We start from the raw sequence: 13,760 nt of genomic DNA, 5'->3' as shown, positions 1-13,760 counted from the left end.
GAGGCGCCTGTGTCACTCCTCCAACTCACGCTTCAACGCGCGGACACGTTACGACCGCGCCGTCCACACCTTGCCGAGCCGCGCCGACACGCCCGCGATCCACGACCTCTCCTCGCGCACCAGGCGGAAGCCGAGATTGGCCGGCGGCACGCCTTGGGCGCAGCCGCCGGCACGGGCGTCGCGGATGAAGTCGGTGACGTAGGCGCGGTGGGCGCCTTCGACGACGCGCACGCCGCAGTTCACGGTCTCTCGCGCGGGCTTGCCGCTCTCGTCGACCCGCGAGCGCACGAAGCATGTCGAGGTCCACTCCCAGACATTGCCGGCAAGATCGGCGAGGCCGTGCTCATTGACGCCGAAGCGGCCGAACGGATAGGCCGTCGTGTCGGAAAGGTCACGATCGGACTCGCGCTCATAGCGGCTGATCCAGCGTTTTGACGGATCGCTCGCATCGACGGGCAGGCCGTCGTCCCTGAACCTGCTGCCCGCCGCATAGGCCCACTCCTCGTCGCTCGGCAGCCGCCACGTCGTGCCGGTCCTGCGCGACAGCCAGGCGGCATAGGCTTGCGCATCGTGCCAGCTCACCTGCACTGCGGGGCGATCGGGCGCGACCAGGACGCCGCGGTCGAGCGCACGGCACGCGCCGTCCCGCACGCAGAGCTGGTAGTCGGCGGATGACACCTGCTGTCGCATGATCGCGAGCGGCTTTGCAAAGCGGACGTCGCGCAGCGGCGCTTCCGCCTGCCGGCCGCCGCGCGTGAAATCACCGGCGGCGCGATAGGAGAGGTGGCCCCGTGCGATCTCGACGATCGCGGGCGCCGTGAACCCGCCTGGTGTGGCGACCTCCGTGACCAAGGGCGCGACGGCCACGGGCGCGACGAGTCCGGCGGCGCAGGCGAGCATCAGTTTCAGCTTGAATGCGAGCAGCATGGTGGTCCCCCGAAAGAAGAAAGGGCCGGCGAGCCGGCCCCTTCATGCTCTAGTTGGTGTTGGGAGCCGGGATGTCCGCAGGCGCCTTCACCTGCATCATCAGATCATCGTTCCACTTGCCCTCGACCTTGAAGTGCGCGGTGGCACCGAGGTCGGCCGCCTCGATCAGATTGTGCGTGACGTAGGCGTAGACGCCGGGCTGCAGAAATCTGTACATCGCAGCGCCGGCCGAGCCGCCGCGAATGAACCAGGTCTCGAGCCCGGTCTCCGGCGCGTTGGAGAATTTCCCGGTCTCCCAGACATAGTCGCCATGGCCGCCGATCAGATGCGGACGGCTGTCGCGGTTGGCCTGCGAATGCACGATCAACACGTTCTCGCCGACATTCGCGGTCAACGCATTCTTGCCGGTGAGCGCGCCGACCTTGCCGTTGAACACCACGTGGGTCGGGGTCAACTTCTTCATCACCTCTTCGGTGTCGGTGTAGGCCTCGCCGGGCGACTCGTAGGACTTGAAGTTGCCCTTCTCGTCACGCGGCACGTACATATCCTGCTCGCCGATGTAGTAGACCTTGTCGTATTTCAGCGCGTGGCCCTTGCCGTCGTTGAGACCGTCGCGCGGCAGCACCATCACGGCGCCGTTCATGCCGGAGACGACGTGCCAGGGGATCATCGGGCCGCCCGGGGCGCAGTGATAGACGAACACCCCGGTCTTGGTCGCCTTCCAGCGCAGCACCACCTGCTCGCCGGGGTTGACGAGGGTGAGCGCGCCGCCACCGAGTGCCCCGGTCGCGGAATGGAAGTCGATGTTGTGCGGCATAGTGTTGGTCGAGGGATTGACCAGCGTCACTTCGACATAGTCGCCCTCATGCACGACCATCAGCGGACCCGGCATCGAACCGTTGAAGGTCATCGCTTGGAAGGTGGTGCCCTTCTCGTCGATGACGACCTTCTTCTCCTGGATCGTGAGCGTGAACTCCATGATCTTGGGACCTTGCGTGGTGGCCTGCTCATGTGCGTGCACGAAGGGCGGTGCGACCAGCTCAACCTTCTGCCGCGGCAGCTTGAGATCGTTCGCGGCGAGGGCGGGCGCTGCCAGCATCAGGGCGGTCGCGGCGGCGCTGATCAATGCGGCTCTGCGGGTGAACATCGGAAGCATCCTTCATCTGAAATGGTTTTGATGACGGGATGCAGTGTGCGCCGATCACCGCAAGATGATTTGCGCTGCAACAAACTTTTTCCGAATTCGCCTCCGTGAAGATGCCTAAGAGGCTTGCCGAGCAGCATCGGTAACGCGAACGGCACGACGACACGCAGCGCGCCATCAGTCGGGCCAGCAGCAAATCGTTGGCATGTTCAGTTGCGTACGGTTGCGAATGTCTGGACGCGCGGGCGCTAGAGCAGCCGGATCGCCAACCAGACCGTCCCCCAGACCGCAAGCGACAGCGCTGCGATGATCGAAACCATGATCGCCAGCACGCGCATCAAATGGCCGGTGCCGCTCGGGGGCGCTGCCGGCACGGGGCGGAAGTCGTCGAAGCGCGGGATATGACCGCGAAGGCCGAGCAGCCAGAGAACGAGTTCGAGCGCGAACGGCGCCATGGCGTCATCTCCGAAAGGGATATGTGGTTGAACGTCACACTGGCCGTATTCCGGCGGTTCGACTTTGAGCGAGCGCAAGGTCAGTTCCTCAAATCAGGGCTAGCTGAATGCATTCCTGAACTTGCCGCGCCCGTCTGCGGCGGCATTTTGCGAGTGGGTAAGAGATGAGAATCGATCTCGCAGCGAGCTACGGCGAGGAACATCTGCCGCGCTACACGAGCTATCCGACCGCTCCACATTTTTCGCGTGCCATCGGCGCAGACGCCTATGCGACATGGCTGGCCGAAATTCCGACCAACGCCAGCGCCTCGCTCTATCTGCACGTGCCGTTCTGCCGCGAGATGTGCTGGTATTGCGGCTGCCACACGCAGATCGTGCGTCGCGACGGTCTCATCGCTGCCTACCAGCGCATGCTCCGCAGCGAGATCGAGCTGGTGGCCGAAAAGGTTGGCCGCCGCATCAAGGTCGAGCATCTCCATTTCGGCGGCGGCACGCCGACGATCATGGCGCCGGACGCCTTTGTCGAGCTGATGGCGACGATGCGAACAGCGTTCTTCGTGCTGCCTTCGGCCGAGATCGCGGTCGAGATCGACCCGCGGACGCTGACTGCCGACATGGCGGAGGCGCTACGGCTCTCCGGCGTCAACCGCGCCAGCCTCGGGGTGCAGAGTTTTGACCCGGTCGTGCAGCGCGCGATCAACCGGGTGCAGAGCTTCGAGCAGACCGCTTCAGTCGTCAACATGCTGAGGCGGGCCGGAATCAAGGGAATCAATTTCGATCTCATCTACGGGCTGCCGCATCAGACCGTTGCCTCCTGCCTCGATACGGTGCGGCGCGCGCTGACGCTCGCACCCGAGCGCTTCTCGGTGTTCGGCTATGCCCATGTGCCTGATTTCAAGAAGCACCAGCGCATGATCAATGAGAGCGCCTTGCCTGATGGCCTGGCGCGCCACGACCAGGCCTGCGCGATCGCCACCGCGTTGAAGGAGGCCGGCTATGTGCAGATCGGGCTCGACCATTTTGCCAAGGCCGACGACTCCATGGCCGTAGCCTTCAGGAAGCAGACGCTGCGCCGCAATTTTCAGGGCTACACCACCGACACAAGCGAGGTCTTGCTCGGCTTCGGCGCAAGCGCGATCGGACATCTGCCGCAGGGCTATGTCCAGAACGAGGTGCAGATCGGCGCCTATTCGCAAAGCATCGCCGCCGGCCGCTTCGCCACCGCGAGGGGCTATGGGCTCACCGACGACGATCGGCTGCGCGCCGACATCATCGAGCGCATCATGTGCGAGTTCGGTGTCGATCTTGGCGCGATCTGCGCGCGCCACGGCGCCGCGCCCGAAGCGATGCTGAAGTCGGCACCACGGCTGAAGTCGCTGGTCTCCGACGGTGTCGTGAGCCTCGACGGCGACCGTCTCGCCGTCGCCCGGGATGCGCGCTTCCTGGTCCGCAGCGTCGCCGCCGCGTTCGACGCGCATCTCGATGCAGCGAAGCAGTTGCACAGCAGGGCGGTTTAAAGTCACCTCGCCCCGCTTGCGGGGAGAGGTCGGAATTCAAGCGCCAGCTTGAATTCCGGGTGAGGGGGACTCTCCGCGAGCCCAGCTCTTGTCGTGAATGCGGAAGCAGCCCCTCACCCCGACCCTCTCCCCGTAAGAACGGGGAGAGGGAGAGAAGCCTCCGCCAGCTTGCGCTTCGACAAAGATACCTCCGCCGCCTCCGCTATCGTCGTTTCGGAACGGAGTTGTCCATGCCTTTCCGATCCGACGATCTGGTCGATGACATCATGCGTACGGCGCCGCACACGATCCGGGTGTTTCTTGCCTTCAGGATGGCTTGTGTCGGCTGTCCGATCGCAACGTTCCACACGGTTGATGATGCCTGCCGCGAGCACGGCATCGACCGCGACAAGTTCCTGGCTGCGCTGTGCGAGTGCGTGCCGGCGTAAGGACAGACCTCGCCCCGCTCTTGTCCGCCGAAGCTTCAGCGAAAGGTGGATGCGGGGAGAGGTCAACCCTCACGCCGGCCCGCTGTCCGGATTCCGTTCCGCCAACACGACGATCCTGTGCGGGTCGCGCAGGATGATGCGCTGGCGGCCGCTCTCGACGAGGCCCTGGCTCTCCCAGCCGCTCAGGATGCGGCTGACCGTATGCAGCGTCGTGCCGGTCATCTGTGCGATGTCCTGGCGGCTGATCGGGAAATCGATCTCGATGCCATGGTCGAGTTTCTTGCCCGATTGCTTTGCCAACCGCAGCAGTGCGTGCGCGACGCGCTGCTCGACCTGCTGGGTCGATATTTCCAGGATACGGGTATGGCTTTCCTGAAGGCGCGATCCGACGGTCCGCAATGTGCTGCCGGCAAGCGATGGAAACCGCTCCACCAGCCGCGGCCAGGCGGCGGTCGGCCAGATCAGCACAACGCTGTCGTCGACGGCGGTCGCGGTCGCCGGATATTGCGCGAGCCCGATCGCCATTGCGAGCCCGAAAGTCTCGCCGGGCGCGACATAGCGCACCACGATCTGTTCGCCCGTCGGCGTGGTCTTGGCGGCACGGACATGGCCGTGCAGCAACAGGAAGAAAGCGTGCGCGTCCGCGCCCTGCTCGAAGATGGCGCTGTTCTTCGGGTAGCGAGCCGAGCGGGCCTCGCGAAGGATCTCCTCGAGCTCCTCGGCTTTGAAGCCCGCAAACAGCGGCAAATGTGCAACCAGCGACGTATCGACCTTGGCCATCCCGCCTCCAATGCGCGGTGTTCCGGAGTGTGATGGCACCTCCAATCGTCCGACAGTTTGCGATAGCGCAAAACCGGCCGGCCGGGTGGCGATATTTTTCCTGACAACGATCTGATCTCCCTGGAGTTGCCCCATGGCTGGCGCCCGATCCCGCAATTCGCAAGGCTGGCCGCTGTTCGCGAATAGTTTCCGCCCCTTCTTTCTTCTGGCCGCGATCCAGGCCGCGCTGTCGATCCTGGTCTGGCTGCCGATGTTCTATGGCGAAGTGTCGTTGACATCGGCCTTTGCGCCGCGCGACTGGCATGTCCACGAAATGCTCTATGGTTTCCTGCCGGCGGTGATCACGGGGTTCCTGTTCACGGCGATCCCGAACTGGACCGGGCGGCTGCCGATCCGGGGTCGATCCTTGGGCGCGCTGGTGGTGGTCTGGCTCGCCGGACGCGTGGCGATGACCCTGTCGGCCGAGCTCGGCTGGGCCTTTGCACTCGCGGTCGATGCCGCGTTCCTGGCTCTGGTCGTCGCCGCCGCAACCCGTGAGATCATCGCCGGCGGTAATTGGCGCAACCTGCCGGTGGTGATGCTCGTGCTCATGCTGCTCGCCGGCAACGTCGCCTTTCATCTCGAAGCGCATGTCGAGGGCGCGGCCGATGTCAGCATCCGCGTCGGCATCTCGGTGGTCGTGCTGTTGATCTCGCTGATCGGCGGCCGCATCATCCCGAGCTTCACCCGCAACTGGCTGGTCAAGGTCAATCCCGGCCGCCTGCCAGTGCCGTTCGGCCGCTTCGACGGCGCCGTGATCGGATGCAGCGCGCTGGCGCTGATCGCGTGGATCGTGGCGCCGCTCAGCACCGTCACCGGTGTTGCGATGATGGTCGTCGGCAGCTTGCACCTGGTGCGGCTTGCGCGCTGGGCCGGCGACCGCACCTCGCGCGAGCGGCTGCTCCTGATCCTGCATGTCGGTTACGTCTTCGTCCCGCTCGGCTTTCTGCTGCACGCGGCGGCCGCCTTCGGCGCCCTGCCGCCGAGTGCCGGCATCCACGCCTGGATGGCGGGCGCGGCCGGTGTCATGACGCTCGCGGTGATGACCCGCGCGAGCCTCGGCCATACCGGGCAGGCACTGACGGCCTCGTGGGCGACGCAGGCGATCTATGTCGCGATCATCATCGCGGCGGTGGCGCGGATCGCCGCGGCGGTATGGCCGGCGCATGGCGACGTACTGCTGCATGTTGCCGCCTGCGGCTGGGTCGCCGCCTTCCTCGGCTTTGCCATTGCGTTCGGTCCGCTGCTGCTCGGCAGCCGATTGCGTGCGCTAGCTATAGTGTACGCGGTCGCGCCGGCGCGCTGACTTAGGCCGCCGTCGCCGTTGAGGCCTGCGGCCGCACGCCCCTGCGCCATTCGGTGATGGTGCAGCCGAAGCGGCTCCGGAACCAGCGCGCCATGGCGCTTTGCGCGGAGAAGCCGAGCTGTGTGGCGATCGCCGACAGCGGCCGGCCGGGGGCCTCGATCAACTGGATCACGAGCTCGGCGCGGCGCGCGTCCAGGATGGCCGAGAAGCTGGTTCCGGCTTCGGCGAGGCGGCGGTGGATGGTGCGGCGGGTGCAGGCGAGGTGCTCCGCCACGCGTTCGACGGTGCAGTCGCCGCTGGCGAGCAGGGTGCGCACGACTTCGTCGACCTTCTGCTCCCAGCTAGCGGGCCGCATCTCGATCGCCTCGATCCGCTTGCGCAGATAGCTCGCGATCAGCGGATGCGCGCTCGGGATCCGGCGGTCCATGTCGTGGGCCGACAGCAGGATCGCATCGTCGCCGGCGTTGAAGGTCACGGGGCAGCCGAAGAATTCGCGGTAGCGCTGGCGGTCGCGAGGCGGCGGATAGTGCAGATGCACTTCCTGCGGGCGCCAGTCATGACCGAACAGCGACTGGATGATGCGGTGGATGCTGCCCAGTGCCATGTCGATGGACTGGCGCGAGGCGCTCGGCTGCCGGCCACGCAAATGCAGCGTGACGGTCACGGTCGTCCTGTTGCGCACGACGTCGAGCTTCATGCCGTCGTGATGGACGTGGATGAACCGCGAGAATGCGTCGATCGCATCGCCGATCGTGGCCTGCTCGCGCACGATCAGGCCGACGGAGCCGAAATTGGTCAGGCCGCCACGTTCGGCGAGGCGCAAGCCGAAATCCTCGGCACCGGATACGTCTGCCGACAGTTCGAGCAGGCGACGGAGCCCCGAGACAGCAATGGGAATATCGGGCTTGTCGAGGCAGGCCAGCGGAAGGCGGACCTTGCGCATCATCTGCCTGGGGTCGAGCCCCACCGACCGGGCGACCTCCGGGTAATAGGTCAGGCCTGCGCTGCGAATGAGGTCGGTCATGCGAACCGTTCCTGCCAGCCATTCCCGCAGATGTCCCGAAATGTAAATTTTCTGTCCCGGTCCGTCAAATCGGGGAACCCGCTGGAACATACATAAGGGAAAACCGAAGCACCGGCGGAAATGCCGTGCTCATGACGGGGGCGGGGCGATAACGCCGGCCGCCGTCTCGGACCATTTGACCAAGACATTGCTGGATCGGGATCATGCTAGGGAACGTGCTTTCCAGGGGTGAGGTATTCGTCATCGACACCGATGCGGCATTGCGTGAACAACTCTCACTCGCGCTTCAGCAGAATGCGTATGACGTGATCTGCTTTGCCGACGGCGCGTCCCTGCTGTCGGAAGCGAAGGCGCGGATGCCAGCCTGCGTGCTCCTGGAGATGCCGTCCGATCGCTCCGGCCTCGACGTGCTCAAGCGCTTGCGCGAGGAGAATTGCATGGCGCCGGTGCTGGTGACGTCGGCGAACGGCAGCATCGCCATGGCGGTTGACGCAATCAAGAGCGGCGCGTTCGACTTCATCGAGAAGCCGTTCCGCACGCATGACATCGTCGAGCGGATCGATGCTGCGATCGACGAATTTGTACCGCCGACGCCGAACCGTCAGCGCTGGCTGGCCGGGTGCGAGCCTCTGACCGAGCGCGAAAGCGACGTGCTCGAGCATCTCGCCGCCGGCTTGACCAACAAGGAGATCGCTCGCCGGATGCAACTGAGCGCGCGCACGGTCGAGGGCTACCGCGCCACCATCCTCAGAAAGGCCGGCGCCAGGAACGTGACCGATCTGCTCCGCCGCATCTACGGCCAGGGTACGGTTAATCAAAGCTAAAGACGCGGAGACGCGTTCCGCGGTCACGGGCCTGCCGCAGCGCTGCCCCACGGAAGCCCCAATCGAACCGGTTCCTCCCCCGCCGCGTCTCACAACGATGGCGTGGCACTTATCACGCGTCCGGCTGGCGGCGCGTGATGGCAGGAGGGAATTTCATGCGCACGATTATGAAGTGTCTGGCGACGACGAGCCTGGTCCTTTTGACCACAGCGGCCGCATTGCCGGCCTGGGCCGCCGACGTGAACGCCACATCGGCCATCGATACCGTCACCGTTTACCCCGATGGCGCGAGCGTCACCCGCGTCATCACACTGGACCTCTCTTCCGGTGATAGCACGCTGGTCGCCAAGGACTTTCCGCTCTCGCTCGATCCGTCTTCGCTGCGGGTCGAGGGCGAAGCGGGGGCGAAGCTCACCATCGGCACCATCGATGCGCGGCCGCCTCGCGCGGCGCCACCCGTCAACCTGCCGGAGCTCGACAAGCGCATCGAAGACCTCAAGGATCAGCGCGCCGACCTGCAAGGGTCGATCGATGCGGCCACCGCCCGGCGCAAGTTCGCCCAGCACTTTGCCGAAGCCTCGCCGGCCGGTCTCGGCGACAAGGGCGAGGCTCGTCCGATCACGGAATGGCGCGCGGCTTTTGCTGCAGTGGCCGAGGAGATCGCCACCGCCGACACCGCGATCCGTGACGCCGCGCGAAAGCAGCGCGAGATCGATCGCCAGATCGCGCAACTCGAAGCCGAGCGCTCCGCCAAGCCGCCGAGCAAGCTCGAGGTGCGGATCGACGTTGCCGCAGCGGCCGCAACCAAGGCGACGCTACGGGTGACCTACGCCGTGCGCAGCGCGCGTTGGGCGCCGCTTTATGATGCGCGCCTCGACACCGGCGCCAAGGATCGCAAGCCGCAGTTGGAGCTGGTCCGCCGCGCCGAAGTCACGCAATCGACCGGCGAGGACTGGTCCAATGTCGCGCTCGGCGTCTCCACCGTCCGCATCGGCCGCGGCGGCAGCGCGCCGGAGCTGAACTCACTGATCGCGCAGTATCCGCAAGTGCCGAAGCCGCTGGCCCTGGGCACGGCCTCGGACCTGGCGCGGGCCGCGCCGAGCTTCCGCCAGCGTTCGGCGCAATTCGAACCTATGTCCAAAGCCGCCGAGGCGCCCGAGCGCGCCGACGAGCAGCAGGCGGTGGCCGAGATCGGCGACTTCCAGGCGACCTTCAAGATTCCGGGGCGCGTCAGCCTCGGCGCCGCGGAGGGCACCAAGAGCCTGCGTATCGCCTCGATGACGGTGCCCGCCGATCTCGCGGTGCGCGCCGCGCCGGTGCTGGATCCAACCGCCTTCCTCGAAGCCAGCTTCAAGCAGACCGATGAGGCGACGCTATTGCCTGGCAAGGTCGCGATCTATCGCGACGGCATCTTCGTCGGCCGCGGCAAGATCTCGGCCTCCGCCAAGGACGAGACCGTGCGGCTCGGCTTCGGCGCCGACGACAAGGTCAAGATCGAGCGCGCGGTGCTCAAGCGCAACGAAGGCTCGGCCGGCCTGCTCGTCACGACGTCGAAGACCGACGAACGCGCGTTCAAGACCACCATCCGCAACGGTCATGATTTCCCGATTCACGTCGCGATCGAGGATCAATTGCCGGTCAGCGAGAACGAGGACATCGTCGTCGAGATGCTGCCTTCGACCACGCCGCCGACCGCAAGCAATATCCGCGACAGGCGCGGCGTGCTGGAATGGTCGTTCGAAGCCAAGCCCGGCGAGATCAAGGACATCAACTTCGCCTGGCGCATCCGCTGGCCGAAGGACAAGGGCATGGTGATCGTGCCGGCGGGATAGAGTCCAGCGGAATTCACAGTGCGGGTAGCTCTTTCCGCTGTCATGCCCCGCGAAGGCGGGGCATCCAGTACGCCGAGGCATTTCCGTATCACACAGGCGTCTCGGCGTACTGGATCGCCCGGTCAAGGGCGATGACGGTTGGAGAGAGTAACCGCCTTACTTCGCCTTCAGGAAGTCGGCGACCTCGAGCAGCATGAACTCGTCGTCGTCGGCCTTGTTGGGATCGCGGCTCGACGAGAACGGCAGGTTGTTGTCGTTGCCGACGATGATGTGGGTCTCGTCGACGCGGTCGACGTTCTCGATGGTGAAGAACGGGAAGGTGTAGACGCCGTCGTTGAGCGGCTTCTTAGCCTGCTTGTCGGGATCCCTGATCTTCAAGAGATCGACATAGCCGATCTTGCGCACGGGCTTGCCGACGTTGGCGTCCGACAGCTCGATCTTGTAGATGCGTTTGAACTTGGCGACGTCAGGAAAGCAGTTCTCGCCGCGGGCGCCTTGCGGACAGGCCTTGTCGGGCGTGCCTTCGCCGTTGTCGCGCTCGATGACGAGGCCGGCGCTCGGATCGATCATGTTGAAGTCGCCGATGGCGTTGCCGTTCTGCTCGAACACATACTGCCAGTAGCGGCCGGTGAACTTCTCCGCGGCGACGTCGAATTCGAGGATGCGCGAGGCTTCCTTGCCGTCGACCTTCTCCCAATCCTTCTTGTCGGCCTCCCACAGCGGGCCCTCGAGCAGGCCATAGAGGAACTTGCCGTCCTTGGAGGAGGCAAAGCCCTCAAAACCCTTGGAGCGGCGCAGATTGACATTGGTGTAGGTCGCGCCCGGCGCGCCCGGCGTCTGCACCGCCCAGTGATCGGGCGAGCGCACCGGCTTGCCGTCGGCGACGGTCTCGAACACGCCGAGGATCTTGCCGGTCTTGTCGGCCTTCAGGATGTAGGGGCCGAACTCGTCGCCGATCCAGAAGGCATCGCCGATGATCTGAAAACCTTCGGTGTCGAAGTCGGAGCCGGTGAGGTAGCGCTTCTGCGTGTCCTCATGCATGATGCGGAACGGCACCTTTTTGTCGGGATCGTGCAGGAACACCGTCTCAAGCCGCTCGATCTTGCCGCTGGCCCAATCCATTTTGTAGCGGTTCAGGTACAGCATCGAATCCGGCGAGTTGGCGCGCGCGCCCATGCCGTTGTCGGTGATGACCCAGAAAGTGCCGTCACCCATCGACTTGATGCCGGAATGGCCCTGCAGCGGCTGGCCCTTGAACGGCAGCGACACGCCGGTCGGCCGCTCATAGGACTTGCCCATCACGGTGCCGAGCGCGTCGACGCGCTTGCCCGTGGTGTATTTGCCGGAGGTCTTGAGATCGGCCGGCGCATCCGCCGGCGCGTCGATGAACGATTCGGCCGGCATCACCACGTGGCCGGCGAGCTTGGCGGGGAATTCGCCTTCGTTCTGCGCGAGCGCGGGGCTCGCGGCGAGAAGGATGGTTGCGACGGAAGCGAGAAAGGTCGCGCGCATGTGCGTCTCCTGTTGACGGAGGCCGTCTTATGCGGATCGCGTATTGCAGTAGTGTGAAGGCGGACCAAACGCCGCAGGCGTTTGCTACTCCTTTACCGCGCCGGTCAGCGAGGACACGTAGTAGTCCACAAACAGCGAGTAGAAGATCGCAACCGGCAGCGAGCCGAGCAGCGATCCCGCCATCAGCGCGCCCCACTGATAGACGTCGCCGGTGACGAGCTCGGTCAGGATCGCGACCGGCACGGTCTTGTTCGCGCCGCTCTGGATGAAGGCGAGGGCGTAGATGAACTCGTTCCAGGACAGGGTGAAGGAGAAGATGCCGGCCGAGATCAGGCCGGGCACGGCGAGCGGCAGCGTGATCCGCCGCAGGATCTGTAGCCTTGTGGCGCCGTCGACCAGCGCGCATTCCTCGAGCTCGTAGGGGATCGACTTGAAATAGCCGATCAGGAGCCAGGTGCAGAACGGCACCAGGAAGGTCGGATAGACCAGGATCAGCGCCATCGGGCTGTCGAACAGGCCGAACTGCACCACGACGGTGGCGAGCGGAATGAACAAGATCGACGGCGGCACCAGATAGGCGAGATAGATGCCGAGGCCGACATAGGGGCTGCCGCGGAAGCGCAAGCGCTCGATGGCGTAGGCCGCGAGCGTGCTGGCGATCAGGGACAGCGTGGTCGAGCCGATCGCGACCAGCATCGTCGTCTTCAACCAGCGCGGATAGGCGGTGTCGAACAACAGATGCTTGATGTGGGCGAGTGTCGGCGAGGAGATCCAGAACGGGTTGTGATCCCTGTAGTTCATCAGCTCCGCGTTCGGCTTGAACGACGTGATCGCCATCCAGTAGAACGGAAACAAGAGGATCAGCACGAAGCAGCCGAGCGGCAGGTAGATCATCATCAGCCGCCGCAGCCCGGAATCCCAGGCCATGGTGTCGGGCGCGGCGTTGCCGACGGCGGACGGTTGCGCGGCGGTGTCAGTCATTGCCCTCTCCCTGCTGCCATTTGCGGCGTGCGAGACCGAAATAGGAGAACAGCGTCGCGAACACCAGGAACGGGATCATCGAGACCGCGATCGCCGCACCCTCGCCGAGCTCGCCGCCGGCGATGCCGCGCTGGAAGGCGAGGGTGGCCAGGAGGTGCGTCGAGTTCACCGGCCCGCCGCGGGTGATGGCATAGACGAGCTGGAAGTCGGTAAAGGTGAAGATGATCGAGAAGGTCATGACGATGGCGAGGATCGGCATCATCATCGGGAAGGTGATGTAGCGGAAGCGCTGCCAGGCGCTGGCGCCGTCGAGCATCGCGGCCTCGTAGAGCGATGGCGAGATGGTCTGCAGGCCGGCCAGCAACGAGATCGCGACGAAGGGAATGCCGCGCCAGATGTTGGCGGCGATCAGCGAGAAGCGCGCCGGCCAGGCCGATCCGAGGAAGTCGATGTTGCTCGAGCGCCAATGCAGCACGTCGACCAGGAGATAGGAGATGATCGAGAACTGCGGATCGTAGATCCACCAGAACGCCAGCGCCGAGAGCACGGTCGGCACGATCCAGGGCAACAGCACGATGGCGCGGAGCAGGCTCTTGAACGGAAACTGGTTGTTGAGCAGCAGCGCCAGCCAGAAGCCGAGCGCGAACTTCCCGAAGGTCGCCACCGCCGTATAGAACACGCTGTAGAACACCGCGCTCCACCACAGGGGATCGGTGAGCAGATACTGGAAGTTCTCGAGGCCGACATAGACGCCGCGCCGTCCGATCGTGGTGTCGGTGAAGGCGAGCCAGATGCCGAGGCCGAGGGGATAGGTGAGGAAGACGGCGAGCAGCCCGATCGCGGGCGCGAGGCACATCACGATCAGGAACGGCTTGTAGTCGAACAGCCGCACCAGCCACGACGGCTGCCGCAGCGCGAGGGCAGGAGAGGAGAGTGTGGTCACGGACATTCGGGTGTGTCCTGCTTGAGACTGTCATTCCGGGGCGGCGAA

At 65.1% G+C, this 13,760-nt stretch carries 13 protein-coding genes; 5 read left to right on the top strand and 8 right to left on the bottom strand.

The window, feature by feature from the left end; all coding sequences use genetic code 11:
- Positions 1–48 precede the first annotated feature (48 nt).
- From MTX21_RS21245 to MTX21_RS21235, 3 genes are all read right to left on the bottom strand, one after another.
- Positions 49–927 (bottom strand): SUMF1/EgtB/PvdO family nonheme iron enzyme, encoded by an 879-nt coding sequence (locus MTX21_RS21245; protein WP_280966649.1) that lies wholly within the window; start codon positions 925–927, stop codon positions 49–51.
- Positions 928–976: 49 nt separating this feature from the next.
- Positions 977–2,074: a copper-containing nitrite reductase gene (gene nirK / locus MTX21_RS21240; protein WP_280966648.1), complete on the bottom strand. Its 1,098-nt coding sequence runs from the start codon at positions 2,072–2,074 to the stop codon at positions 977–979.
- A gap of 245 nt (positions 2,075–2,319) precedes the next feature.
- The gene (locus MTX21_RS21235) at positions 2,320–2,526 is read right to left on the bottom strand and encodes a hypothetical protein (RefSeq protein WP_280966647.1); all 207 of its coding nucleotides are present in this window, start codon (positions 2,524–2,526) and stop codon (positions 2,320–2,322) included.
- A 164-nt stretch (positions 2,527–2,690) separates the two neighbouring features.
- Between MTX21_RS21235 and hemN the strand changes: the two genes are divergently transcribed.
- Both hemN and MTX21_RS21225 read left to right on the top strand, forming a co-directional pair.
- Entirely contained in the window at positions 2,691–4,043 is a 1,353-nt protein-coding gene (gene hemN, locus MTX21_RS21230; protein ID WP_280966646.1) for an oxygen-independent coproporphyrinogen III oxidase, read from the top strand.
- 230 nt (positions 4,044–4,273) lie between these two features.
- Positions 4,274–4,471, top strand: a complete 198-nt coding sequence (locus MTX21_RS21225; protein ID WP_270162734.1) for a DUF1858 domain-containing protein — start codon at positions 4,274–4,276, stop codon at positions 4,469–4,471.
- A 69-nt stretch (positions 4,472–4,540) separates the two neighbouring features.
- Here MTX21_RS21225 and MTX21_RS21220 read toward each other — a convergent pair whose 3' ends face one another.
- Positions 4,541–5,251, bottom strand: a complete 711-nt coding sequence (locus MTX21_RS21220; RefSeq protein WP_280966645.1) for a Crp/Fnr family transcriptional regulator — start codon at positions 5,249–5,251, stop codon at positions 4,541–4,543.
- Between the two features lie 133 nt (positions 5,252–5,384).
- Here MTX21_RS21220 and MTX21_RS21215 point away from each other — a divergent pair, with 133 nt between their 5' ends.
- Positions 5,385–6,596 carry an NnrS family protein gene (locus MTX21_RS21215; protein ID WP_280966644.1) on the top strand — a complete coding sequence of 404 codons (1,212 nt, stop codon included), beginning with the start codon at positions 5,385–5,387 and terminating at the stop codon, positions 6,594–6,596.
- Between the two features lies 1 nt (position 6,597).
- Here MTX21_RS21215 and MTX21_RS21210 read toward each other — a convergent pair whose 3' ends face one another.
- Positions 6,598–7,620 (bottom strand): AraC family transcriptional regulator, encoded by a 1,023-nt coding sequence (locus MTX21_RS21210; protein WP_280966643.1) that lies wholly within the window; start codon positions 7,618–7,620, stop codon positions 6,598–6,600.
- Between the two features lie 203 nt (positions 7,621–7,823).
- Between MTX21_RS21210 and MTX21_RS21205 the strand changes: the two genes are divergently transcribed.
- A complete protein-coding gene (locus MTX21_RS21205) occupies positions 7,824–8,444 on the top strand; it encodes a response regulator (RefSeq protein ID WP_280966642.1) in 621 nt (206 codons plus the stop codon).
- 155 nt (positions 8,445–8,599) lie between these two features.
- Positions 8,600–10,276 (top strand): mucoidy inhibitor MuiA family protein, encoded by a 1,677-nt coding sequence (locus tag MTX21_RS21200; protein WP_280966641.1) that lies wholly within the window; start codon positions 8,600–8,602, stop codon positions 10,274–10,276.
- 156 nt (positions 10,277–10,432) lie between these two features.
- Here MTX21_RS21200 and MTX21_RS21195 read toward each other — a convergent pair whose 3' ends face one another.
- The 3 genes from MTX21_RS21195 to MTX21_RS21185 all read right to left on the bottom strand — a co-directional run bounded on the left by MTX21_RS21195 (position 10,433) and on the right by MTX21_RS21185 (position 13,718).
- Complete coding sequence (locus tag MTX21_RS21195; RefSeq protein WP_280966640.1) at positions 10,433–11,788, bottom strand: esterase-like activity of phytase family protein; 1,356 nt, start codon at positions 11,786–11,788, stop codon at positions 10,433–10,435.
- An 84-nt stretch (positions 11,789–11,872) separates the two neighbouring features.
- Entirely contained in the window at positions 11,873–12,769 is an 897-nt protein-coding gene (locus MTX21_RS21190) for a carbohydrate ABC transporter permease (RefSeq protein WP_280966639.1), read from the bottom strand.
- Positions 12,762–13,718: a sugar ABC transporter permease gene (locus MTX21_RS21185; protein ID WP_280966638.1), complete on the bottom strand. Its 957-nt coding sequence runs from the start codon at positions 13,716–13,718 to the stop codon at positions 12,762–12,764. The genes MTX21_RS21190 and MTX21_RS21185 overlap by 8 nt, the downstream gene beginning before the upstream one ends.
- Positions 13,719–13,760: the final 42 nt, after the last annotated feature.

It is taken from the genome of Bradyrhizobium sp. ISRA430 (genome assembly GCF_029909975.1).
GTDB lineage: Bacteria > Pseudomonadota > Alphaproteobacteria > Rhizobiales > Xanthobacteraceae > Bradyrhizobium.
The sequence above is the reverse complement of the archived record's forward strand: the minus strand, read 5'-3'. Positions and strand labels throughout refer to the sequence as shown.